The organism is Muricauda sp. SCSIO 65647 (assembly GCF_021534965.1).
Classification (GTDB): domain Bacteria; phylum Bacteroidota; class Bacteroidia; order Flavobacteriales; family Flavobacteriaceae; genus Flagellimonas_A.
In genome coordinates this window covers 1,471,480-1,495,887 of the sequence record NZ_CP091037.1, presented here as the reverse complement: position 1 = coordinate 1,495,887, position 24,408 = coordinate 1,471,480, and the positions used below count along the sequence as shown (strand labels likewise).

Genomic DNA, 24,408 nt, shown 5'->3' with positions numbered 1-24,408 from the left:
AACGAAAAAAAATGCAAGACTTTTGGTTCTACGTAAAACTGGGGTTTGACCATGTGTTGGATCTGGGGGCCTATGACCACATTCTGTTTTTGGCCGCGTTGGCGGTTCCGTTTTCTTTTAAAAAATGGAAACAAGTAGTGATTCTGGCCACGATTTTCACCATTGCCCATTGTATTTCACTGGCACTATCGGTCTATGAAACCGCTACGGTCGATGTTGGACTTATCGAGTTTTTGATTCCGGTGACCATTGCGTTGACTGCCTTGTTCAATATTTTCAGGGTGTTTAAAGAGGGCAAATCCACCGGAATTTATTTTCAAGGTTTGGCGACGGCTTTTTTTGGTCTGATCCATGGTTTTGGGTTTTCAAACTATTTTAAAATGCTCATGGCCGAGGAAGAAGATAAAATTGGCCCCTTGCTGGGTTTTGCCACTGGCATAGAGTTTTCACAAGTGGCCATAATTTTATTGGTTTTGTTGCTGGCCTTTGTCCTTCAAGATATGGCCAAGGTCAAAAGGCGCATTTTCATCGGTGTGACCTCGATTTTGATCTTGATCATTACAATACCAATGCTTAAAGACACGTTTCCGTATTAGGCCTTTCGTTAATTTCTTCGGAATAAGGTTGCGGAGGTTTTTGAAAGCAGGTATATTTAATTGATATAACCCCGTTTTCAATTTATGGAGCAGAGCAAACAAGAAAAATACGATAGGGCATATCTGAGAATGGCCCATGAGTGGGGCAAATTGTCTTATTGCAAGCGAAAACAGGTAGGGGCCATTATAGTAAAAGACCGTATGATCATTTCAGACGGCTATAACGGTACCCCGACAGGCTTTGAAAATATTTGTGAAGACGAAGAGGGTTATACCAAATGGTATGTGCTGCATGCTGAGGCCAATGCCATATCAAAAGTAGCCGCTTCAACACAATCGTGTGAGGGGGCCACGTTGTACATCACATTGTCACCGTGCCGAGAGTGCAGCAAACTGATTCATCAGTCTGGCATAAAACGTGTGGTATATCAAAAGGCCTATAAAGATGATTCCGGATTACGTTTTTTGAAACGGGCCGGAGTCGAGATACAGCATTTGCCCATTTTGGAAGAAATGGTTTAGTGCCCAAATGACCATAATGAAAAAGTATCAGTTCATATTACCTACATTATTGGCGGTCGCCATTGCCCTTGGCATTTTCATTGGGGGTAAACTGCACTTCAACGATACCCCCGAAAAACTGTTCTCTACAAATTCAAAGAAAGATAAGCTGAATCGACTTATAGATTATATCGATTATGAATATGTCGATGAGGTCAATACCGATAGTATCGTCGATATTACCGTGAACAATATCTTGGGCAAATTAGACCCCCATTCGGTTTATATTCCAAGCAGTGAGATGAAAGAGGTCTCAGAAAACATGAAGGGTGATTTTGTGGGCATTGGCGTCAGTTTTTATATGTACAGGGATACCATTACGGTTATCCGTCCGATCAAGAACGGACCAAGCTATAGAAGAGGCGTTAAACCGGGCGATAGAATATTGATGGCCAATGGCGATACACTCTTCAGAAAACGCATATCCAACTCTGAGATCGTGAACAGGTTAAAGGGCAAGGCCGGCAGCCGTGTCAGACTAAGTGTGTATCGAAAATCAGAGAACAGATTTTTTGATGTGACCGTTAGACGGGATAAGGTGCCTATTAAAAGTGTTGATGCCTATTATATGCTCACCGATGATATGGGCTATATCAAGATCAATCGTTTTGCCGAATCTACCTTTGCCGAATTTGTTGACGCCCTACAGAAATTGAAGATAAGGGGTGCCGAAAAGTTGGTGCTCGATTTGAGGGATAACCCTGGAGGATATCTGGGAATTGCAGAGCAATTGGCCGATGAGTTTTTGGAAGAAGGAAAATTGATTCTGTTTACCAAGAACAAAAAGGGAAAAGTAAAAAGGGCCTTTGCGACCGACGGGGGCAATTTCGAAAACAAACCAATTTATGTGTTGATCAATGAACGTTCCGCATCGGCCAGCGAGATCATTGCCGGGGCACTGCAAGACAACGATGCGGGCACCATTGTCGGTCGCCGTTCTTTTGGCAAGGGATTGGTGCAGCGCGAAATGGATTTGGGAGATGGTTCTGCGGTGCGCTTGACCGTTTCAAGATATTACACGCCTACGGGCAGATCTATTCAAAAATCATATGAAAATGGCCACCAAGAAGATTACTACCAAGAGTTTGTGAATCGTTACCACAGTGGTGAATTGATTTCTGTGGATAGTATAAAGGTTGCCGATTCACTCAAGTTCAGAACGCCCAAAGGCAAGGTGGTCTATGGCGGCGGCGGTATAATTCCCGATGTGTTCATACCCATAGGAAGCAATCAAGAAGAGGCCATTGAAAGTATGGATGGCACCTATGAATTCTTTGCACGTTTTATCTTCGAGCACCTTGAAGAAGATAGAAACAGATACCGGTCATATTCAAAAAAACAATTTTTGGAAACGTTTAGGGTCGATGATATTCTTTTTGAAAAATTCATTGACTTTGTACTGGCCCGAAAGATAAAGCTTGATTTTTATGCCCAAGAAACAAAGATCAAGGCATATCTAAAGGCAAATTTGGCAGAACAACTGTTTTCGCCCAACCTATCGGCTCAAATCAAGGGGTCGCATGACACCATGCTACAAAAAGTGGTCGAAATCGATTCTGTGGTATCGACTTCAATGGCCATCGAAGCGCCATTAAGGGATTAGTCTCTTTCTTCTATCTTCTTTTTTATTTTCTTCGAGTTCCAGAGAATGAGCAAAAGCAAAATTGCGCACAACGAGGCGACGATTCCGATCACGGCAATAAGGCTGTCACCTACCAAGGGGTTTTGAAAATCCAATAAGGTGACATTGAATATGATGAGGCCCAATGCCAAAATAATCAAGGTGATGGTCAGGGTTTTGTTCATGTGCACTATTTATGCTAAGGGTTCAACAATTGATTGATATTGGTGGCGAACAATTTGACGGCAATGGCCAATAAGATAACACCAAAGACCTTTCGAATGATACTGAGCCCGTTCTTGCCCAAAAACCTTTCGATCTTCTTAGATGTTTTTAATACCAAATAAACAAAAATGGTGTTCATGATGATGGCCACGATAATATTCTCGACATGGTATTCTGCCCGAAGTGCCAAAATGGAGGTCAAGGTACCCGCACCTGCGATCAAAGGAAATGCTATGGGCACTACTGAAGCCGTTTCGGGCTCATCATCTCTGTACAGCGTTATGCCTAAAATCATCTCGACCGCAAGAAAGAAAATGACCAAGGCCCCGGCCACGGCAAATGAGTTTACATCGATGCCGATCAACTTTAAGATGCTCTCGCCCACAAAGAGAAAGGCCACCATGATGCTCGCGGCGACGATCGAGGCCTTTTCAGATTGAATATGGCCGACCTTGCTGCGAAGCGAGATGATAATGGGAACGCTTCCCAAAATATCGATTACCGCAAAGAGCACCATACTGGCAGTGGCGATTTCTTTAAAGTTGAAATTCATCTTGCACTATATTTGTCGTGCAAATTTACGTTTTAAGAGAACCCTTGGATGTTTAAATCCATAATTTTTTAAAGCGCAACATTTTCGTTAAACCGATCGATAGATGTTTCAAATTGGCAAGACCCTGATCTCTGAAGACATCATAGAAAATGATTTTGTCTGTAATCTCAATGCCTGTAAGGGGGCCTGTTGTGTTGATGGTGAATATGGGGCGCCATTGGAAACCTCGGAAACCGAAATTCTCAAAGACCTTTTCAAAAAGGTAAGACCATTTTTACAAAAAGAAGGTATCGAGGCCATCGAAAAGCACGGAGCATTTGTCAAGGGTGAAGATGGTGAGTGGGAAACGCCACTTATAGAGAAAACAGGAGCCTGTGCCTATGTGGTATATGACCAAAAGGGAATCGCCAAATGTGGACTTGAGAAAGCTTACGATCAAGGGGCAACAGAATGGAAAAAGCCCATATCATGTCATCTTTACCCGGTAAGAACAAAAAAGTATTCAGAATTCACGGCCGTGAACTATCACCGTTGGGAAATTTGTGACCCTGCCTGTGCATTGGGCCATGAGCTGAAAGTGCCCATCTACGTATTTGTTAGGGAGGCCTTGGTTCGAAAATTTGGGGAAGCCTGGTATGGCGAACTTGAAAAAGTGGCCAAAGAACATACTAAATAACAGGTATCTCAACCTCTACTTTTGTGCCGCGGGCCTTTCCGCTATCATCAAACAGATCGATAATCTGTACTTCAAAAGAATTTTGATAGTCTTTTGCAAAATTGGCCAAACGTTCTTTGGTGATATTGATGCCCACTGATTTTCGTTTTAATACCCGGTTTTCTTTGTTGATGTGCGCAGCTTCCCTGCCAATGCCATTGTCTTCAATGGTGATGGTCACATGGCCATTGGTCTTGTGCGCTACATCAAGACTGACTTTCTTCTTTCCATCTTTTGGCGAAAGGCCGTGCCAAAGCGCATTTTCAAGAAATGGCTGAAGGGCAAGTGACGGAATCTTGATTTGCCCCAGGTCGATGTTTTTATCGATATTGATCGTGAAGTCGATTTCGTTCGAAAAACGGATGTTCTCGATATTCATATACAGTTCAAGGGTCTCCAGTTCTTCTTCGAGGGTGATTTCCTTGCTTGAAGAGGCCTCTAAGATCTTTCTGACCAGTTTAGAGAATTTGTTCAGATAATGTACGGCGTTCTTTTGGTCATTATTGATGATGTACAATTTTATTGAGTTCAATGAATTGAACAAAAAGTGTGGATTCATCTGGCTTCGCAGCATGTTTTGTTCTAAACTGAGCACTCTTTTTTCATTTTGGCTCTGATATTTTCTATGGAGTATGTATAGTATTGATGCGATCAAACCAATCGCCAGGGCACTTACTAAAAATGTGGTCTGGTTCTTTCGCAATCGTAACCGCACCAATTCATTTTCTTTGGCCAAATCGGCAATTTCATTGTTCTTTTTTTCGGTTTCATAGCGGCTGATCACATCTTGCATGTACCGAAAGTTTGTGCCGCTGGTGATTTTCTTATCTAGCTCATCTGCCTGCTTGAAATATTGTAGGGCGGCGTTATAGTTGCCCCTCATTGTCTCGAGTTCGCTCAAATGTTTGTAAGCAAGCACCATGATGCTGGGCATATTGTACTGCTTTGCGATGTCAAGGCCCTTTTCGATATGTTTTTCGGCTTCGGTGAAGTTCCCCAATTTTACTTCTGCCCAGCCTAGATTGATAAAGACTGATGAGGTAATTGAATTGTCGCCCAATTGAATGGATTGCTCCTGAAGGGGCTCTAACAAAACCAGTGCAGCATTGGGCATATCTTGTTTAAGGTGTATCTGTGCAATGCTGTTCTTACAAATGATACGCCCCATATTGTTGTTGATTTCTTCATTGAAGGCAAGCGATTTTCTGTAATTTTCAAGTGCTTCATCATAATCTCCTTCCAGTTCGTAACAATGCCCAATGTTTTGATAGTTAATTGCCAGGCCAAGCTTATTGTTGAGTTCATACTCGAGTTTCAGCGCCTCTTTGAATTGTTTAATGGCCAAATCGTACTGCTCCAATGTTTGATAAAGAAGGCCAATACAGTTCAAAGACACATTGATACTTCTTTTGATATGATATGATGGGTCTTCGACTGACTCGGCCAACCTTAGGGCTTCTTGATTATAGTCAAGGGCGGTTTTGACCGCATCGATACGTCGATATACCACCCCAAGCCAATTAAGGCTCAAAACCCTAAAATCAATACTATTGACTTCCTCTGATATTTTCAGGGCCTTTTTATGGTACATTTCGGCTTTTTCGAATTGCGATAGATTTCGAAGGGTTCGCCCAATATGGTTCAAGGCATAGGCCTGTGCTTCATAATAATTGGCTTTTTCGGCTTCTTGGTTTAAATAGGCCATTAGCACCGTATCCCTTTTTTCACGCCTGAATTCATTGTCTATCGGCGCATATTCTTTTGGTGAAACGGTGATAAGATTTTCAACCTTTTTTTTGAATGCCGTGGGAATAAACTGTGCCGAAACCTTATTTGACATGCATAGAAAAAGAAGAAGCACCAAAAACCATCTTGCTTTTATGGGAACATGGTTCAATATATAGGATGCTCTACGGGACACTATAGGGGGATAGGTTACAACAAATCTAAAAAATCAGATTTTTTCTGTCTTGAAACTGGAATTTTGTGGTTGGTCTCTAAAATGACATAGCCATCTGTTTTCAAGAACTCTTTTATTTTATTGAGGTTTACGATATAGGAATTATGGATTCGGAAGAAGCTGTTGCTCGGCAATAGTTCATTGACCTCTTTCAGTTTTTTGGTCAACAGAATTTTTTGCCCATCGCTGAGAAATATAGTGCTGTAATTACCATCTGATTCGGCATAGAGAATATCATCGCTATTGAAGAACATCAATTTGCCATCGGTGTTTATGGTAATCTTTTTGTGGTGTGATTCTGCATTGTGCTCCAGCAAAATCTTCTCAAGTCTTTCTGCTGTCAGGTTCTTGGCATTGTACTTTTTTATTTTTTCCAGTGTTTCGCTAAGATCATCAGAATCTATGGGTTTGAGCAAATAATCGATGGCCTCATTTTTCAATGCCTTCAATGCATATTGGTTGTAGGCCGTGGTAATGACCACAGGGAAGTTTTTGTTTTTTAGGCTTTTGATGAATTGAAACCCATCCATAGTGGGCATTTCGATATCGAGAAACAGACAATCGGGAGTGTTCTTCTCTAAATATTTCAATGCTTCATGGGCATCGGTAAATGAAGCTATGATATCGACCTCATCGCTTAGATTGGTCAGCTCCCAGCTGAGGCTTTGGAGCGCTTTGATTTCATCATCTACTATGACTGCTTCCAACATACTTCAATACTATGATATAAAAAACCAAAATTAGGGTTATTGAAAATAGCCCGTTGAATAATATGTATTTCTGGTTCATTATCTATTATAATCGGTCGATTATCTTCTAAATATTGCTTTTGACATATTTGTGCTTTTAAGATAATCAATGACTTAGTTGCTTGCAAATGAAATAGGTAAGAAATCTAAGGCTGTTTTTTGGGCATCCATCCACACATAAATTGCTACCATTCATACATTCGATAAAGTGTAGTGTCGCGATACGGTCTATTTTAGTTTTGTCAATAACATTGAACCAAATCAACAAACCCCACCAAAAATGAAAAAATGTATCGTATTGTTTTTACTCCTTATCACGGTGCTGGTCTTGGCCTCAATACTTGAGAACAGGCCTGAACCGACAGAGTCAAAAACAATGACAGTAGCCCAGTTAGAATGAATTTGCCAAATATTACCAACCACGTACGGCCAACCAAACATACTAGTTATGTTGCTTTACAATATCACTGCCGTTGTCAAAGATGGTTTTTCAGTTTCTTGGGTTTCGGGGGAACTACCTAAAGAAAACAGTTGACCATTTTTACTTCGGCTGGCCGTGCGTTATGGCAATGTATTTTAGAGACCGGGGCCAAGACTTTAAGATTATAGACCGAAAAGTATCAAAGAAAATACTTTTCGGTCTCTTTTTTTTGTGTTTAACGATAGGGGTCTTCAATTGAGAAAAACGCATCTTTCGAAAATCCAACAAACATCGCTTCTAAACCTAGATTTCAACAACTTGTGTTAAAAACTTTGGGTTTGTTTTGGCAAAACAAACTTTACAATTAGGTCACATTTTTAAATCTTTGTTAGCCCATCCAAAGGGAAATTTCACTCATAACAATAACCTTTTAAAACCTGTATATATGTCTTCGGTCATAGAACCCATTCTGCAAGAAAACAAAGATAGATTTGTCATTTTTCCAATACAGCACCATGATTTATGGGAATGGTATAAGAAACAAGAGGCTTGTTTCTGGACGGCTGAAGAAATAGACCTGCACCAAGATCTATCTGATTGGAACACAAAACTGAACGATGACGAGCAGTATTTCATTAAACACATTTTGGCCTTCTTTGCCGCTTCTGACGGCATCGTCAACGAGAACCTTGCAGAAAATTTTGTGAACGAGGTACAATATTCCGAGGCCAAGTTTTTCTATGGCTTTCAGATCATGATGGAGAACATACATTCAGAAACCTACTCCCTTTTGATCGACACCTATGTAAAAGACGAAAAAGAGAAAAATATACTGTTCAAGGCCATTGAAAACTTTCCTGCCATCAAGAAAAAGGCCGATTGGGCATTGAAATGGATAGAATCACCCAGTTTTGCAGAACGTCTTATTGCCTTTGCCGCCGTTGAAGGTATTTTCTTCTCAGGAGCCTTCTGCTCTATCTTTTGGTTGAAGAAAAGAGGGCTGATGCCAGGGTTGACATTTTCGAACGAATTGATATCAAGAGATGAGGGCATGCACTGTGACTATGCGGTTCACCTCCACAACAACCATTTGGTCAATAAGGTGCCCAAAGAACGCATTACCGAGATAATTGTCGATGCCCTGAATATAGAACGCGAGTTCATTACCGAATCGCTTCCTGTAAGCTTGATTGGCATGAACGCCAAGCTGATGACCCAATATCTAGAGTTTGTGACCGATAGGTTGTTGGTCGAACTGAGGTGTGAAAAAGTGTACAATTCTACCAATCCCTTTGATTTCATGGATATGATATCGCTTCAGGGAAAAACTAATTTCTTTGAGAAGAGGGTCTCTGAATACCAAAAGGCAGGGGTTCTCAATAAAGAAAAAGATACAGATGCCCAAAAAATCAGTTTCGACGCCGATTTTTAAAAATACGCCTAAAAGTCCTCTGCCCTGAAAATGGACTTTTAAAAAAAATGAACTTTTGAAGCCAATGGCTTGATATTTATGCCCAGGAGTGAACCAACGTATCATTAAAACAAAAGAATAGCATGTATGTAGTAAAAAGAGACGGAAGAAAAGAGCCGGTAATGTTCGATAAAATTACGGCCAGAGTTAGAAAATTATGTTATGGTCTTAGCGAATTGGTAGATCCCATCAAGGTATCAATGCGGGTCATTGAGGGGCTTTATGATGGCGTGACCACTTCAGAGCTTGATAATTTGGCCGCGGAAATTGCCGCCACCATGACAACCACTCACCCTGATTATGCCAAGCTGGCCGCAAGAATCTCCGTTTCAAACCTACATAAAAACACCAAAAAATCGTTCTCCGAAACGATGAAAGATCTGTATGAATATGTAAACCCGCGTACAGGCAAAAAAGCACCGTTGCTCTCAAAAGAAGTTTACAAAGTCATCTCAGAAAATGCCGAAAAGCTCGACTCTACCATAATCTACAATCGTGATTTTGGATATGATTATTTCGGATTCAAGACCCTTGAGCGTTCTTACCTATTGAAATTGAACGGTAAAATTGCCGAGAGGCCCCAACACATGCTGATGAGGGTCGCAATAGGAATTCATTTGGGGGATTTGGATTCGGCCATTGAGACGTATGAACTGATGTCGAAGAAGTACTTCACCCATGCCACCCCAACGCTTTTCAATTCGGGCACCCCTAAACCACAGATGTCATCGTGTTTTCTGCTGGCGATGAAAGAAGACAGTATCGACGGCATTTATGACACGTTGAAACAGACAGCCAAGATTTCACAGTCTGCAGGTGGTATAGGATTGTCCATACACAATGTCAGGGCAACTGGGTCGTATATCGCTGGCACAAACGGAACATCAAACGGAATCGTGCCCATGTTGCGGGTCTTCAACGACACGGCACGTTATGTCGACCAAGGTGGTGGCAAACGCAAGGGTAGCTTTGCCATTTACGTAGAGCCTTGGCATGCCGATATCTTTGATTTTCTTGATTTGAAAAAGAACCATGGAAAAGAAGAAATGCGGGCGCGTGATCTCTTTTATGCAATGTGGATTCCCGATTTGTTCATGAAACGGGTCGAGGCCGATGGTGATTGGACACTCATGTGCCCCAACGAATGTCCCGGGCTATTCACCAACCACAGTGAAGAATTTGAGAAACTGTACACAAAATACGAAGTTGATGGCAAGGGAAGAAAGACCATCAAGGCCCGTGAACTATGGGAAAAGATTTTAGAATCACAGATTGAGACCGGCACACCGTATATGCTATATAAAGATGCGGCCAATAGAAAGAGCAACCAAAAGAATTTAGGCACCATTAGGTCATCTAACCTCTGTACCGAGATTTTAGAGTACACCTCTCCCGATGAGATCGCGGTCTGTAATTTGGCCTCTATCGCATTACCGATGTTCGTGAAAAATGGTCAATTTGATCATAAAGAACTGTTCAAGGTCACCAAGCGTGTTACCAAGAACTTGAACAAGGTCATCGATAGAAACTATTACCCTGTCAAAGAGGCCGAAAACTCCAATATGCGTCATCGACCCATTGGCCTGGGTGTTCAAGGACTGGCAGATACCTTCATTTTGCTAAGATTGCCTTTTACAAGTGATGAGGCGAAAAAGCTGAACCAAGAGATTTTTGAGACCCTTTATTATGCCGCTGTTACCGCTTCTGTAGAAGAGGCGAAAACAGACGGGCCATATTCGACATACAAGGGATCGCCAATTTCTGAAGGTGAGTTTCAACATAACCTTTGGGGCATCAAAGATGAAGAACTTTCGGGGAGATGGGATTGGGCCAAATTGCGCAAGGAAGTAAACAAGCATGGGGTTCGAAATTCACTTTTGGTAGCCCCTATGCCCACGGCCTCAACATCACAGATTCTGGGCAACAATGAATGCTTTGAGCCCTATACCTCCAACATCTATACCCGTAGAGTGCTTTCAGGAGAGTTTATCGTGGTGAATAAGCATCTATTGGAAGATTTGGTACGATTAGGGTTATGGAACGAAAATCTTAAACAAGAACTGATGCGCGCCAACGGTTCAATTCAGCATATCGATGTCATTCCCGACGATGTCAAAGAACTCTACAAGACCGTATGGGAACTGAGCATGAAAGATATTATTGATATGAGCCGCCAAAGAGGTTATTTCATCGATCAGAGCCAATCGCTCAACCTGTTTATGGAAAATGCCAACTATGCCAAGCTGACCTCGATGCACTTCTATGCTTGGAAGAGCGGCCTCAAAACCGGTATGTACTACCTGAGAACCAAAGCTGCCGTTGACGCCATTAAATTTACTTTAGATAATACCAAAAAGAAAGAAGTGCCTGTAAGCATAGCAGCTGAAGCTGAAGTAAGTACTGCCACACTGCCTCCGGCAGCAGAGACCGCAAAGGCCATGCAAGTGGAGGCCAAGGAAGTGACTGCTCAAAAAGAGGTCGATGTACAGCCTATGACAGAGGCTGAAATGGCAGCATTGATCGCACAGGCCAAACAGGGCCAAGCAGATGATGACTGCCTTATGTGCGGATCATAACGGGTATTGAACACCTTCGGCGACCCTTGCTGAATGTTTCGATGTGTGTGATAGTGTTTATTTGATTTTGGAATACCCTGGATAAAGGCCAACCCCACGCAGTGGTCGATCCAGGGTGTTTTACTTTTTGGCATGCAAGGTCAGGGTGTATGAAATCACCAAGAGAATAGTATAGACGATCAAGAAGATAAGATATCTGTCCATTTTATAAATCACTTCTATAAAATAGACGCTCTAAATCATTCTTTATTACACGATTGGGTGTTAAACTAAATATAAAACCTGCTTTCCTATGATTGAGGAAAACAGGTTTACAAAAAAGACCGTGTTCTGGTTTACAATGACCAAGCTTTGCCCTGTGTTAACTCATTGACATCACCACATGCCACATATTCACCGGGTATGGGTAGGTAGGCCAAAACCTCTTCACCTATGTATTCTGAACTCTTATAGGCCCAGATGGAAATATTCCTGATATTTCCCGCAAAGGCATAGCGGGCCACTTCATCATCCAATTCGGCTTCTTGGCCCAACTTCATGGCTTCCATGTATTCTTCCATTGCCTTTTCTTGGGCTTCTTCTTCCTCATCGGTTCGCTTTGCCAAGTATTTGCCCAGTAGTGGCTCAAAGTCTGCAGCCTCAATATCCTCAAGGTTTTCCTTGCCAGATTCATCCAATAACCTGTCCATGAATTTTTCCATCGACATTTTCAAGAACCCTTGCTGCTCTTCAGGCAGAACCTCATTGGCAAATGCATCAATGAACAGGTGCACGTTTACTTCGGTGGCAGAGGGCGTATCTGTCTTGGGCAGTATAACATCTACCATTTGCGCTAGGGCATAGCCTTTATCTTTTTCAAAAAAGGAAGGAACCCACTCTGCATAAGGAGCCTTTTCTTTACAAGATTGCAATATGCTCAGTAATGCGGGCGTGGTGGCTGCGTAGCCAAATACCATTCCCATATTTTTCAGTGCTGATCTTCGTTTCATTGGATATTTCCTTTTTTTAGTTCTTGTACCGCGTGATTGGCCGCCCTTGCGGTGAAGGCCATATAGGTCAGTGATGGATTTACACAGGCCGATGAGGTCATAAAGGCCCCATCGGTCACATAGACGTTTTTACAGGCGTGAATTTGGTTGTAGCCATTGAGCACAGAAGTTCTTGGGTCACGTCCCATTCGGGCGGTGCCCATTTCATGGATTCCCAAACCAAGGGCACCGGGTTTGTCATAAGGCTCAATGTCTCGAAGCCCTGCCTTGGTGAGCATTTCCACGGCTTGCTCTTTCATATCTTCGCGCATCTTCCATTCGTTTTCCTTGAATTCAGCGTCAAAGGTAACTGTCGGCAATCCCCATTGGTCCAATTTGTCATAGTCGAGGGTCATGCGGTTGTCTTCATAGGGCAAAACCTCACCGAAGCCCCCCATGCCCATTGTCCAGCCCCCAGGTTTGAGAATGGCATCTTTGAGTGCCTTGCCGTGTGATAGTTCGGCGATGGTATCTTCCCAATTGCCCCTTACGGCGCCTCCTTGGTACCCGTAACCCCTAATAAATCTGTCGGTGTTTGAATCGCCCCCTAAGTTCCTGAATCTAGGAATATAGATGCCACCTGGTTTACGGCCTTTGTAATATTTATCTTCGAAACCATCGAATTTGCCCGAGGCACCGACACCGAGATGGTGGTCCATGATGTTTCGGCCCAATTGATCGGAGTCGTTCCCCATTCCATCAGGAAACCTATCAGACTTCGACTGCATCAAAATGGCCGTAGAGGCAATGGCAGAGGCACATAGAAATATCACCTTGGCCCTGAATTCAAATTCTTCTTTTGTTACCCTGTCGATCACCTTTACACCGGTTGCTTTTTTAGTGTCGGGGTCATAGATTACTTGGTGTACGATAGAATCTGGCCTTAAGGTCATGTTGCCAGTTGCTTCTGCTGCGGGCAAGGTAGATGAGAGACTACTGAAATAGGCCCCGAACGGACACCCGCGAATGCAACGGTTTCTAAACTGGCAACGGATTCTTCCATCTCCTTCAAAACGCTTGTCGCTGTTTATATGTGCTATACGGCCAGCGGTGATGACCCTACCGTCAAAGTACTCTGCAACTTTTTCGCGTACATGCTGCTCGACACAATTCAACTCCATCATCGGCTCAAACACGCTATCGGGCAATTGCGGTAGTCCCAAGGGTTCGCCCGAAATACCTACATATTTTTCAACATGTACGTACCAAGGCGCTATATCTTTGTACCTAACGGGCCAATCTACCCCCATACCATCTTTTTTGTTGGCTTCGAAGTCAAGGTCGCTCCAACGGTAACTATGTCGGCCCCACATGATCGAACGTCCACCGACATGGTAACCTCGCATCCAATCGAAACGCTTGGTTTCATTGTAGGGGTGCTCCAGGTCATTGACGAACCAATGTTTTGAATCGGCCCGGGTCGTATAACCTGTCCTGCTTTGTTTTTCCTGTTTTTTAAGGTCTTCTTGAGTAGGTTGCCTGGCATGGGGAAAATCCCAGGTATCCATATGGGCCGTCGTGTAATCGTCACGGTGCTTGACCATTCTGCCCCTTTCGAGCACCAAGGTTTTCAGTCCGTTTTCACAAAGCTCTTTGGCTGCCCAACCGCCACTGATGCCAGTACCGACCACAATGGCGTCATACGAATCTTGTTCTTCGTTGTAATAAAATTTGCTCATGTATTCTGACCTGTTTATCTTCTAAATGTATTAAATATTAAATTAATTTTCTACATTTAATCCTTAGGTTTATTGAGAATTCCGCACTATAACGTTGTAGTGGATTTCGATTTTTTAACAGTCCGAATTTTAGTTAATTGATTATGAAAAGAAGACATTTCATCGGCAATAGTGCCAAGGTAGGTGTAGGGCTTTCACTTATAGGAATCTATGCCTGCAAGAATACCAACAAAAAAGAAGAAGAAACCGAAGAAGAGGTTACCATGAAGACGGTCGTTGAGCCTTTTTTCAAACTTTCTTTGGCGCAATGGTCCATCAATAAAATGATCCGTAACGATGGGGTCGATCCCTACACCTTTGCCGAGAAGGCCAAGGCTTGGGGCTTTGAAGGATTGGAATACGTAAGCGGATTGTACTATCCTACTTTGGAAAAGGATAATTTTTCTGAAGCGGCCATGAAAGAATTTGTCGATAAGAGCAATGCCGAAAGTGAAAAGCACGGGCTAAAAAACCTATTGATAATGGTCGATGGCCAAGGCGCTTTGGCCGCCGCCGATGCCGCAGAGCGCAAGGCCGCGGTTGAAAGCCACCATAAATGGGTCGATGCCGCGGCTGCCATGGGTTGCCATTCCATAAGGGTCAACCTACAGGGCAGTATGGATCCAGAAGAGTGGGTAGAGACCTCTGTTGATGGGCTGACGCAATTGGCCAATTATGCCAAAGACAAGAACATCAATATCATTGTCGAAAACCACGGCGGACCCTCATCAAATGCCGCTTGGTTGGCCGAGGTGATGAAAAAAGTGAATATGCCCAACTGCGGTACCCTGCCCGATTTTGGCAATTTCTGCATCAAACGTGAAGATGGCTCATACTACGAATCAAAGTGTTTGGAAGAGTACGACAAATACAGGGGAGTCGAAGAATTGATGCCCTATGCCAAAGCGGTCAGTGCAAAGTCATACGATTTTGATGAAGAGGGCAACGAGACAAAGATTGATTATGGACGTATGTTGAAGATTGTAAAAGAGGCAGGCTATACCGGTTATATCGGGGTTGAATATGAGGGCAACGAGTTGAGCGAGGAAGAAGGGATCTTGGCTACGAAGAACCTCTTGTTGAATGCAGCAAAAAAACCGGCTTAGTATTCTGTCACCACTTATATGAAAGCACTTTTTAACCAACTGTTCGACTATAACTTCTATTGCAATCGCAAACTGATCGAAGAATGTGCTGCAATGAAAAAAGTTCCCGAAAAGAGTGCAACACTTTTTAACCATATATTGAACACCCACCACATCTGGAATCATCGCTTGCTTAAGAAACCCCATGAGTTTGGGGTATGGCAAGAACACTCGATGACCGATTGGCAAGATATTCATTACGACAATCAGCGAACATCTTTCGAAATCATCACCAATACCGAAGATTTTGAAAAGCGGGTAGAATATGAAACCACCGAAGGGCGAACATTTGCTAATGATCTAAAAGATATTCTCTTTCATATTGTAAACCATTCGACCCACCATAGGGGCCAGATGTTGATGGATTTTAGGGCAAACAACATAGAACCCAAGGCCTTAGACTATATTTTTTATAGACGCTGACAAGCCAAATGAGCACCAAGACAAAGTTTCAGCTTTCATTCATGATGTTCCTCGAATTTTTTATTTGGGGAGGCTGGTTTGTGACATTGGGCACTTTTTTGGGAAACAACCTCAATGCGACCGGGGGTGAAATAGCACAGGCATTCTCTACCCAATCATGGGGGGCGATAATCGCACCGTTTATTATCGGGTTGATAGCAGACCGCTATTTCAACGCAGAACGAATTCTGGGGGTCTTGCACCTATTGGGGGCCATTTTGATGTACCAGATGTACCAGGCCGCCGACTTCGCCGTATTTTACCCTTATGTGCTAGTGTATATGATAGTGTACATGCCCACGTTGGCGTTGGTCAATTCGGTATCGTTCAATCAGATGAAAGACCCCTCTAAAGAATTTGCCTTTGTAAGGGTGTTCGGCACCATTGGGTGGATCGTGGCCGGGCTTATCATCAGCTTTGTGTTTTTTTGGGATTCTTCGAACGGAATTCAATCGGGGATGCTTCGAAATACCTTTCTGATGGTGGCGGTCGCCTCTGCAATTCTAGGATTGTTCAGCTTTACATTGCCCCAAACCCCCCCTCGAATCAAGAAGGGTGAAAAAGTGAGCATTTCCGGAATTTTAGGGTTGGATGCCTTGAAACTTCTAAAAGACAAGAACTTCTTGGTGTTCTTTATCTCGTCTGTTTTAATATGCATACCCTTGGCCTTTTACTATCAGAATGCCAATCCGTTTTTATCAGAGATTGGAATGAACAATCCCACGGGAAAAATGACCATTGGCCAGGCATCTGAAGTACTTTTCATGTTGCTGTTACCCTATTTTTTTACCAAGTTTGGCTTCAAGAAGACCATTATGGTAGGGATGCTGGCCTGGACGGTTCGATATCTTTTGTTCGCTTACGGCAATGCTGGCGATTTGGCCTTTATGTTAATCATCGGTATCGCGCTGCACGGCATATGCTATGACTTTTTCTTTGTGTCGGGACAGATTTATACCGACACCAAAGCGGGCGAGAAATATAAAAGTGCTGCGCAGGGATTGATCACTTTGGCCACCTATGGGGTCGGTATGTTGATCGGTTTCTGGATCGCGGGCAAGATTACCGATGCCTTTCTGATAGAAAACGGTTCCCATGATTGGAAAAGTATTTGGGTGTATCCCTCTGGCTTTGCCTTGGTGGTGTTGATTTTATTTGCTATTCTGTTCAAAAATGAAGAAGTATCCTATAAAACATAATCTTTAACAACCAACAATATGGAAAATATCAATAAAAATCGATTGTTTATCGCCTCATGTGTGGCCCTTCTGGTCACTGCCATGACCTTTGCCATCCGCGCGCGACTCGAAACCGTTTTTGGCCCTGAAGGTGTCGGTCTCACACTAGAGCAGATAGGTTGGGCTTTCACACCGGCGTTCTGGGGTTTCACTTTGGCCATGATCATAGGCGGCCCTTTGGTCGATTCACTCGGAATCAAAAAAATTACATGGATCGCCTTCATCACTCATGCCATAGGCATCGTTTGGACCATTTTGGCCCGCGATCAGACCTCGTTGTTTTTGGCCACACTTTTTGTGGGCATCGGCAACGGTATGGTCGAAGCATCTTTGAACCCGATGATCGCATCGATGTACCCAAACAACAAAACCAAAATGTTGAACCGTTTTCATGTATGGTTCCCAGGGGGCATAGTGGTAGGCTCAATAGTGGGCTGGCTGGTAATGGATGTCATGGGGCTTGATTGGCAAATAATGGTCGGCACACTGTTCGTTCCCCTTTTGGTATATGGGGTTATGTTTTTGGGTCAACAATTTCCTGTTACAGAACGTGTGAAAATGGGGGTGAGTACCGGTAAAATGTGGTCTAGTATAACAAAACCATTGTTCCTTTTTATGGTTATCTGCATGTTTTTGACCGCGGCCACAGAATTGGGTACCAACCAAAGAATCGAGTCGTTATTGAAATCTACCGTTGCAGTGCCCCTTTTGGTGCTGGCCTTTATCAACGGTATCATGGCCATTGGGCGTGCCTTTGCAGGGCAAGTGGTTCACCGCTTAAAACCTGAGGGGATGTTGTTGTTTTCAGCCGTTTTCGCCTTTTTGGGACTTTGGCTATTGACCATCACCAGTGGGCCGATGACCTTCTTTGCAGCGGCCGTTTTCGCCGTGGGCATTACCTTTTTCTGGCCGACCATGATTTCGTTTGTGGCAGAATACATACCTGAAAGCGGTGCGCTGGGGTTGTCTATTATGGGGGGCGCCGGAATGCTTTCGGTTTCGGTGGTACTTCCCATTATGGGCAATATCATCGACAATGCCAGTGCCAACGAGGCGCTGAAAATCATGTCTGTGTTGCCTGCCATATTGATCGTTTTGTTCATCATATTGAACATCTATATGAAAAAGAGAAAATCTAAAAACGTAGAAGCATAAAACAAATAGAAAATGCCAAAAAAGATCAGATTAGGAATTTTGGGAGGAGGGGGCGATTCCCTTATCGGGGTGTTGCACCGCATTGCGGCCTTTATAAACGATAACTATGAGATTGTCGGGGCCGTGTTCAGCCCTGAACACCAAGAGAGTTTAGATTTTGCCAAGGAAATCGATATTCCGCTGAACAGAATCTATAAAGATTTTGATACACTCATTGAAGAAGAATTGAAACTGCCCGAAGATGAGCGTATGCAGGTCTGTTCGGTACAGACACCCAACTTTCTCCATTTTCCGATGGCCAAAAAACTGCTTGACAATGGGTTTCACGTTATCTGTGAAAAGCCGATGACCATGAATTATGAAGAGGCAAAAATTCTTCAAGAGGCCCACAAAAAGTCTGGAAAGGTCTTTGCCCTCACCCATACCTATACGGGCTACCCTATGGTGCGTCAAATGAGAGAGATGATTAAAGCTGGCGAGTTGGGCAAAATACACAAGGTCGATGCCCGATATTATCAAGGCTGGATCAATCCGATCATCCACGATAAGGAAAAGCGCTCATCGGTTTGGCGATTAGATCCCAAAAAAGCAGGGATCAGCTCATGTATGGGAGATATAGGGGTTCATGCCTTTAATATGGTCGAGTTTACCACCGGACTCAAAGTCAAGTCATTGCTATGTGATTTCAATTATCTCTATGATGACAACCAAATGGATGTCGATGGCACCGTGCTTATTCGAATGAATGAACATGTGAAAGGGGTAATCAGGTCAAGTCAGGTTGCCACAGGCGAGGAAAACGGATTGGCCATCGCGATCTATGGAGAAAAAGGCGCCTTTAGATGGGAGCAAGAGCGGCCCAATTTTCTATATAGAATGAGCGATACAGAGCCTACCCAAATTTATAAACCTGGCCATGCCTATAATTCAGAACTGTCTTTAGATGGTACAAAACTACCGCCAGGGCACCCTGAAGGTATTTTCGACGCCATGGCCAACATCTATAAAGGGGCGGCCAAGGCCATTAGGGGCGAAAAATATAATGACGGCGAATTTCCCACCATGCGAGACGGTGTACGTGGCATGAACTTCATCGAAAACACGGTTGCCTCGCACAAACAGGGCAATGTATGGGTAGAAATGGATTAGCTAGATTGAAAAAATGACACAAATAAAAAAGGCCACATCATGTGGCCTTTTTTATCATCTTTTAAAAACTCTCTCAAACCGCTCAAATACAATGATCATGCTTTCTCTGGGCACGCGCCCGAAGGGTTCGAGTTCACGGGTATAATAGTCCCAATGTACTTTTCGCCAATAGTCAAGGCTTTTGTCTCCCTCGCCCTCGAGTCGCGCATGTTCAGCATGTATGGCGAAATACGGCAACAACTTTACCGAGGTGGTTCTGATGAGGCATTTGGCCTTGCCAGACCAATCGGTGACCACTACAAAATCACCAATTTGGGGTAAGGGCTCGCCCCGTAGCTGAAGCCCCAACAATGAGTGTGATGTGGCCCGCTTGATATCTTTGCATACCAGATCGGCACATTTGTTGGCATCTTTTTCATTGTCACAAAAATGCACCACCCTGGGGGCATCTTCGTTGGCAAATTCTAAGTGGGCATCTAAAAAATCGCCCCATAGACTTCGGGCTGAAGCATTTTCCATAGAAAGTTGGTATTCAAAACAATATTATGAAATGAGCGTCAATAAAATTAATTTTTTTGACAATTGTAAAATAAAATCTTTAAGCGGACGCAAATTTGCCCAATTTAAACTGTTCTGCAGCATGATGGGCCGCCCTAGCGGTGAATGCCATATAGGTCAATGATGGGTTCACACAGCTTGCCGAGGTCATAAAGGCGCCATCGGTCACATAAACGTTCGGTACATCGTGCACTTGGTTGTATTTGTTTACTACCGAGGTCTTGTAACTACTGCCCATTCGGGCACCGCCCATCTCATGAATGCCCAGGCCAGGGCCCGTGGTTTCATCAAATGTGGCCACTTGTCTGAACCCAGCCGCTTTAAAAATGGCTTTGGCTTCTTTTACGATGGCTTCTCGCATACGATATTCGTTTTCTTTGAATTCTACATCGAAGTCGAGTTGTGGCAGCCCCCACTGGTCTTTTTTATCACTGCTCAAGGTAACGCGGTTGTCATGATAGGGCAGCATTTCGCCAAAACCGGTCATACCTATTTGCCAACCGCCCGGTTTCAGCAAGGTTTCTTTTAAGGTTTTTCCGTAGCCCATTTCGGCCACCATTTCGGCCCAGTTCTGACGGCTGGCACCACCTTGGTATCCGAATCCGCGTAAAAAGCCGTCACGTTTTGTCTTCCCGTCAAGGTTGACGAAACGTGGAATGTAGAAGCCATTGGGTCTTCGTCCTTTATAATAACTGTTCAAATGGCCATCGACCTTGGCTGAGGCACCGAGTTTGTAGTGGTGGTCCATGATGTTACGGCCCAGTTGATCGTGGTTGTTCCCCATGCCTTCGGGAAACCTTTTTGATTTCGATTGCAACAATATACCGACCGAGGCCATGGCAGAAGCACAGAGGAAAACAATTTTTCCTTTGAATTCCAGTTTTTCATGGGTTTCGGTATCAATGACCTTTACCCCCGATGCCCTTTTGGTATTCTCGTTGTAGACGACTTCGTAAACGATCGAATTGGGCCTGAGGGTCATGTTTCCCGTTCGCTCTGCGGCCGGTAAGGTAGACGAATTGCTGCTAAAATACCCCCCAAAGGGGCAGCCACGCCAGCACCGATTACGATATTGACAAGGGCCACGACCTTTAAATTCGGTAGTGTTTTCGGTAATATGAGCCGCTCGGCCTATGGTCAATAACCTGCCATCGTCAAATTGGGTCTCCATCGCATTTTGAAGTTCTTTTTCAACACAATTGAGCTCCATCGGGGGTTGAAATTTTCCATCTGGCAATTGCCTTAGTCCCAAATTTTGACCGCTGACGCCGATATATTGTTCGACCTTATCGTACCATGGGGCTATGTCGGCGTAACGAACGGGCCAATCAACAGCGATACCCTCTTTGCGATTGGCCTCAAAGTCGATATCGCTCCAACGATAGCTCTGTCGCCCCCAAGTCAGGGATCGACCGCCCACTTGATAGCCACGAATCCAATCAAAGCGCTTGGTTTCTTGGTAAGGGTGTTCGAGATCGTTCACGAAAAAATGCTTGACATCATCTCGCGGTGCCCACCCGACCCGAAGCTGTTTGGGGTATTTCTTTTTTTCTTCGCGTGTCAATTCGCCCTTAAATGGATAATCCCAAGGGTCATCATTCATGGTTTTATAATCCTCAACATGCTTGACCATACGGCCCCTATCGAGTACGAGGGTCTTTAGGCCATTTTCGCAAAGTTCTTTTGCGGCCCAACCGCCACTGATGCCAGTGCCCACCACTATGGCATCATAGACTGTTTTTTGGTTCATAATCGATTGTTTTAATTCTTTGCGAATCACTATATTTATGACTCGTCAAGAATTTTGTTGAGTGGCCATATTTATTTCTTAAATATAGCTCTTAATTCCTAAAACTTTTGAATAACAATTACAAATAGCAATATGAAAACCATTAAAGGACCTGCTGTTTTTTTGGCCCAGTTTGTCGATGACCAACCACCGTTTAACACTTTGGAGGGAATGTGTGAATGGGCCTCTGGATTGGGGTATAAGGGAATTCAAATCCCCACTTGGGAGAAATTCCTCATCGACCTTGACAAAGCGGCCGAAAGCCAAGATTATTGTGATGAACTCAAAGGAAAGATCAATTCATATGGCCTTGAGATCACCGAACTATCGACCCATCTACAAGGGCAGTTGGTGGCGGTACACCCGGCCTACGACATCATGTTCGACAATTTTGCGCCCGATAATCTGAAAGGAAAGCCGACAGCACGTACCGAATGGGCAATTGAAACGGTCAAAAAGGCGGGCACGGCCAGTCGAAGATTAGGAATTAAGGCCCACGCCACCTTTTCGGGAGCGCTACTTTGGCATACAGCCCACCCATGGCCGCAACGGCCAGCGGGTCTGGTAGAAATGGGCTTTGAAGAATTGGCGAAACGATGGAAACCAATTCTTGACCATTTTGACCAAGAGGGGGTCGATGTATGCTACGAGATCCATCCGGGAGAAGATTTGCACGATGGTGATACCTTTGAACGCTTTTTGGAGGCCACCGGCAACCACAAACGGGTAAACATTCTATATGATCCGAGCCATTTTGTGTTACAACAACTCGATTATATCGCCTATATCGATCATTATCATGAATTTATCAGATCGTTTCATGTAAAGGATTCAGAGTTCAACCCCACCGGCAAAAAAGGAGCTTTTGGCGGGTATAATGACTGGGGCGATCGTGCCGGCAGGTACCGTTCGCTTGGTGACGGACAGATAGACTTTAAGACCATCTTCTCAAAACTGACCCAATACGGCTGTGACGTCTGGGCGGTAATGGAGTGGGAATGCTGCATCAAGAGCCCCGAACAAGGGGCACGCGAAGGGGCCAAGTTCATTCAAGACCATATCATAGAAGCTACACAAAAGACCTTCGATGATTTCGCCGGGGCAGAAATAGATAAAGAACAACTCAAAAAAATACTGGGAATATGACACGTTATGCACTGATACTTTTGATACTGTTTTCACTTAGCTGTAAACAAAAGGAAAAAGAAGAACCCAAAACCGAAGAAGAAATGACCGAAATGGCCCAAAACACCTCACAAGAGCAATGGCAGATTCTTTTTGATGGCACTTCGTTCGATCGCTGGCACCTTTACGGGGGCGGTGAAATCGGAGAGCAATGGAAACTGGAAGATGGAGCCATGGTGTTCTACCCCCCAAAAGAACGACCAGAGGGGGCAAGCTATAATATTGTAACCGATGACGAGTACACCAATTTTGTGCTATCATTGGAATGGAAAGTCTCAGAAGGAGGCAACAGTGGTATTTTCTGGGGCGTACATGAAGATGAAAAGTTCGGTCAACCCTATCAAACCGGACCGGAAATACAGGTGTTGGATGATGAACGCCATCCTGACGCCAAAAACGGCACGACCCATCAGGCCGGGGCCCTTTACGATATGGTGGCCCCTTCAAAAAATGTGGTCAAACCTGCTGGCGAATGGAACAAGGTCGTTTTGACCATCAACCATAATACAAATCAGGGCAGTGTGGTGATGAATGGTGAAACGATAGTTGAATTTCCGGTGCATGGCGAAGAATGGGACAAAATGGTCGCCAACTCAAAATTTGCCGACTGGGAAGGTTTTGGTAGCTACAAGACAGGGAAGATCGGGCTGCAAGACCATCATGATGTCGTTGCCTATCGAAATATTAAGATCAAGCAGTTATAAACATGGTTCGAATAGGTCTAGGGCTGTTGGTTATGATCGTCATTATCGGCTGTCAACAGAAAAAACAGGAAGAGCCAACAATAACTGCTAACCCTTCTGTAATCATCCATGAAGAATATCTAGGGGAAGAACCGACCAAACCAGAAGAAACGGAGGTCTATGAACCTGTTCCACCAAAAGTGACCATTGATGAAAACAGTGTACCCAGCGACGCCATAGTATTGTTCGACGGTAGTGGTTTTGATGAATGGTCGATGACCAATGACAGTACCGAGGTGGTCTGGCATTTGAACGGTGATGGTAGCATGACCGTGAAAGATAAAACAGGCGATATTCAAACAAAGCGAAACTTTGGCGACATACAACTGCATATCGAATGGCGTTCACCGGCCGAGATAGAGGGTAAGGGGCAAAGCCGTGGCAATAGTGGAGTGTTTTTGAACAATCTGTACGAGGTTCAAGTGTTGGACAACAATGACAATGACACCTATGTCAACGGTCAAGTAGCGGCGATTTACAAACAATACGTTCCATTGGCAATGGCATCGAAGCCCAGTGGTGAGTGGAACACGTATGACATCATTTACCATGCGCCCAATTTCAACGATGAGGGCCAAAAGATAAAATCGGGCACCATAACCGTATTGCACAATGGTGTGTTGGTGCAACACCATGCTGAGTTGAAGGGCACCACCCCCTATATTGGCTGGCCGAAAAATCCACCACATGGCAAAGGACCGATTCGATTACAAGACCATGGTGATAACAGTCGGGTAAGCTACCGAAACATTTGGGTAAGGGAGCTCTAGTGCCGCCGCTCAAAGTTTTC

22 protein-coding genes are annotated in these 24,408 nt (G+C 44.0%); 14 read left to right on the top strand and 8 right to left on the bottom strand.

Annotated features, from left to right (window positions below):
• Positions 1-11: 11 nt before the first annotated feature.
• From L0P89_RS06635 to L0P89_RS06625, 3 genes are all read left to right on the top strand, one after another.
• Positions 12-596, top strand: a complete 585-nt coding sequence (locus L0P89_RS06635) for a HupE/UreJ family protein (RefSeq protein ID WP_235267624.1) — start codon at positions 12-14, stop codon at positions 594-596.
• Between the two features lie 84 nt (positions 597-680).
• On the top strand, positions 681-1,118 hold the full coding sequence (locus L0P89_RS06630; protein ID WP_235267623.1) for a dCMP deaminase family protein: 438 nt from the start codon (positions 681-683) through the stop codon (positions 1,116-1,118).
• Positions 1,119-1,134: 16 nt separating this feature from the next.
• Positions 1,135-2,760 carry a S41 family peptidase gene (locus L0P89_RS06625; RefSeq protein ID WP_235267622.1) on the top strand — a complete coding sequence of 542 codons (1,626 nt, stop codon included), beginning with the start codon at positions 1,135-1,137 and terminating at the stop codon, positions 2,758-2,760.
• On the opposite strand, the gene L0P89_RS06620 is transcribed toward L0P89_RS06625, so the two are convergent.
• Together L0P89_RS06620 and L0P89_RS06615 are read right to left on the bottom strand one after the other, a co-directional pair.
• Positions 2,757-2,963: a hypothetical protein gene (locus L0P89_RS06620; RefSeq protein WP_235267621.1), complete on the bottom strand. Its 207-nt coding sequence runs from the start codon at positions 2,961-2,963 to the stop codon at positions 2,757-2,759. The two genes, L0P89_RS06625 and L0P89_RS06620, sit on opposite strands and share 4 nt — an antisense overlap.
• A 14-nt stretch (positions 2,964-2,977) precedes the next feature.
• On the bottom strand, positions 2,978-3,556 hold the full coding sequence (locus L0P89_RS06615; RefSeq protein ID WP_235267620.1) for a MarC family protein: 579 nt from the start codon (positions 3,554-3,556) through the stop codon (positions 2,978-2,980).
• A gap of 103 nt (positions 3,557-3,659) precedes the next feature.
• Here L0P89_RS06615 and L0P89_RS06610 point away from each other — a divergent pair, with 103 nt between their 5' ends.
• The gene (locus tag L0P89_RS06610) at positions 3,660-4,232 is read left to right on the top strand and encodes a DUF3109 family protein (protein WP_235267619.1); all 573 of its coding nucleotides are present in this window, start codon (positions 3,660-3,662) and stop codon (positions 4,230-4,232) included.
• Here L0P89_RS06610 and L0P89_RS06605 read toward each other — a convergent pair.
• Both L0P89_RS06605 and L0P89_RS06600 read right to left on the bottom strand, forming a co-directional pair.
• Positions 4,225-6,111 (bottom strand): tetratricopeptide repeat protein, encoded by a 1,887-nt coding sequence (locus L0P89_RS06605; protein WP_235267618.1) that lies wholly within the window; start codon positions 6,109-6,111, stop codon positions 4,225-4,227. The two genes, L0P89_RS06610 and L0P89_RS06605, sit on opposite strands and share 8 nt — an antisense overlap.
• A 95-nt stretch (positions 6,112-6,206) precedes the next feature.
• Complete coding sequence (locus L0P89_RS06600) at positions 6,207-6,941, bottom strand: LytR/AlgR family response regulator transcription factor (protein WP_235267617.1); 735 nt, start codon at positions 6,939-6,941, stop codon at positions 6,207-6,209.
• A 905-nt stretch (positions 6,942-7,846) separates the two neighbouring features.
• Here L0P89_RS06600 and L0P89_RS06595 point away from each other — a divergent pair.
• Complete coding sequence (locus L0P89_RS06595; RefSeq protein ID WP_235267616.1) at positions 7,847-8,833, top strand: ribonucleotide-diphosphate reductase subunit beta; 987 nt, start codon at positions 7,847-7,849, stop codon at positions 8,831-8,833.
• A 122-nt stretch (positions 8,834-8,955) separates the two neighbouring features.
• Complete coding sequence (locus tag L0P89_RS06590) at positions 8,956-11,448, top strand: ribonucleoside-diphosphate reductase subunit alpha (protein WP_235267615.1); 2,493 nt, start codon at positions 8,956-8,958, stop codon at positions 11,446-11,448.
• A 335-nt stretch (positions 11,449-11,783) separates the two neighbouring features.
• Here L0P89_RS06590 and L0P89_RS06585 read toward each other — a convergent pair whose 3' ends face one another.
• Both L0P89_RS06585 and L0P89_RS06580 read right to left on the bottom strand, forming a co-directional pair.
• Positions 11,784-12,437 (bottom strand): gluconate 2-dehydrogenase subunit 3 family protein, encoded by a 654-nt coding sequence (locus L0P89_RS06585; protein WP_235267614.1) that lies wholly within the window; start codon positions 12,435-12,437, stop codon positions 11,784-11,786.
• Entirely contained in the window at positions 12,434-14,155 is a 1,722-nt protein-coding gene (locus L0P89_RS06580; protein ID WP_235267613.1) for a GMC oxidoreductase, read from the bottom strand. The genes L0P89_RS06585 and L0P89_RS06580 overlap by 4 nt, the downstream gene beginning before the upstream one ends.
• Before the next feature lie 143 nt (positions 14,156-14,298).
• Between L0P89_RS06580 and L0P89_RS06575 the strand changes: the two genes are divergently transcribed.
• The 5 genes from L0P89_RS06575 to L0P89_RS06555 are packed head-to-tail and all read left to right on the top strand — an operon-like array spanning position 14,299 to position 19,343.
• Positions 14,299-15,300 carry a sugar phosphate isomerase/epimerase family protein gene (locus L0P89_RS06575; RefSeq protein ID WP_235267612.1) on the top strand — a complete coding sequence of 334 codons (1,002 nt, stop codon included), beginning with the start codon at positions 14,299-14,301 and terminating at the stop codon, positions 15,298-15,300.
• 18 nt (positions 15,301-15,318) lie between these two features.
• Positions 15,319-15,762: a DinB family protein gene (locus L0P89_RS06570; RefSeq protein ID WP_235267611.1), complete on the top strand. Its 444-nt coding sequence runs from the start codon at positions 15,319-15,321 to the stop codon at positions 15,760-15,762.
• Between the two features lie 8 nt (positions 15,763-15,770).
• The gene (locus tag L0P89_RS06565; RefSeq protein WP_235267610.1) at positions 15,771-17,000 is read left to right on the top strand and encodes a nucleoside permease; all 1,230 of its coding nucleotides are present in this window, start codon (positions 15,771-15,773) and stop codon (positions 16,998-17,000) included.
• A gap of 18 nt (positions 17,001-17,018) precedes the next feature.
• On the top strand, positions 17,019-18,194 hold the full coding sequence (locus L0P89_RS06560; RefSeq protein WP_235267609.1) for an MFS transporter: 1,176 nt from the start codon (positions 17,019-17,021) through the stop codon (positions 18,192-18,194).
• 12 nt (positions 18,195-18,206) lie between these two features.
• Positions 18,207-19,343 (top strand): Gfo/Idh/MocA family protein, encoded by a 1,137-nt coding sequence (locus L0P89_RS06555; protein WP_235267608.1) that lies wholly within the window; start codon positions 18,207-18,209, stop codon positions 19,341-19,343.
• 54 nt (positions 19,344-19,397) lie between these two features.
• On the opposite strand, the gene L0P89_RS06550 is transcribed toward L0P89_RS06555, so the two are convergent.
• The gene (locus tag L0P89_RS06550; RefSeq protein ID WP_235267607.1) at positions 19,398-19,862 is read right to left on the bottom strand and encodes an ASCH domain-containing protein; all 465 of its coding nucleotides are present in this window, start codon (positions 19,860-19,862) and stop codon (positions 19,398-19,400) included.
• Positions 19,863-19,941: 79 nt separating this feature from the next.
• Positions 19,942-21,651 (bottom strand): GMC oxidoreductase, encoded by a 1,710-nt coding sequence (locus L0P89_RS06545; protein ID WP_235267606.1) that lies wholly within the window; start codon positions 21,649-21,651, stop codon positions 19,942-19,944.
• 132 nt (positions 21,652-21,783) lie between these two features.
• Between L0P89_RS06545 and L0P89_RS06540 the strand changes: the two genes are divergently transcribed.
• Genes L0P89_RS06540 through L0P89_RS06530 form a run of 3 tightly spaced genes read left to right on the top strand, consistent with a single transcriptional unit; the run spans position 21,784 to position 24,388 of the window.
• A complete protein-coding gene (locus tag L0P89_RS06540; RefSeq protein WP_235267605.1) occupies positions 21,784-22,836 on the top strand; it encodes a sugar phosphate isomerase/epimerase family protein in 1,053 nt (350 codons plus the stop codon).
• Positions 22,833-23,579 (top strand): DUF1080 domain-containing protein, encoded by a 747-nt coding sequence (locus L0P89_RS06535; RefSeq protein ID WP_235267604.1) that lies wholly within the window; start codon positions 22,833-22,835, stop codon positions 23,577-23,579. The genes L0P89_RS06540 and L0P89_RS06535 overlap by 4 nt, the downstream gene beginning before the upstream one ends.
• 2 nt (positions 23,580-23,581) lie before the next feature.
• Positions 23,582-24,388, top strand: a complete 807-nt coding sequence (locus tag L0P89_RS06530; RefSeq protein WP_235267603.1) for a DUF1080 domain-containing protein — start codon at positions 23,582-23,584, stop codon at positions 24,386-24,388.
• Positions 24,389-24,408 lie beyond the last annotated feature (20 nt).